The 423-nt window shown below is 62.2% G+C and carries 1 protein-coding gene; it reads left to right on the top strand.

Annotated elements, in window-relative coordinates:
- Positions 1 to 423 (top strand): TIM barrel protein (locus tag FCS21_RS16475; RefSeq protein ID WP_138624538.1); only part of this gene is annotated, 423 nt, incomplete at both ends.

Genomic DNA, 423 nt, shown 5'->3' with positions numbered 1-423 from the left:
GTACGGCGAGGTGGCCGATTCGATCCAGGGCTCGCGCATTCACCTGATCGAGCGTCCTCGGTTTCAGAGTGAACAGGCCTGGCAGGACTACGCCGACAAACTCACGGAGCTGGCGCGTTTCACCCTGTCCCAGGGCGTGCGCCTGGCGTACCACCATCATATGGGCGCGTATGTCGAATCGCCTGAAGACATCGATCAGTTGATGGGCCGTACCGGGCCGGAAGTCGGCCTGCTGTTCGATTCGGGCCACTGCTATATGGGCGGCGGCGAACCCATCGAGGTGTTGCGCAAGCATATCGACCGCGTCTGCCACGTGCATTTCAAGGACGTGCGCAAAGCCGTGGTGCAACTGGCGCGCAACCAGATGTGGAGCTTCCCCGATTGCATCGTCAACGGCACCTTCACCGTGCCCGGGGATGGCGA

The sequence above is a fragment of the Colwellia ponticola genome (genome assembly GCF_005885605.1).
Taxonomy (GTDB): domain Bacteria; phylum Pseudomonadota; class Gammaproteobacteria; order Enterobacterales; family Alteromonadaceae; genus Colwellia; species Colwellia ponticola.
Note: the sequence above shows the minus strand (reverse complement) of the source record. Positions and strands in the feature narration are given on the sequence as shown.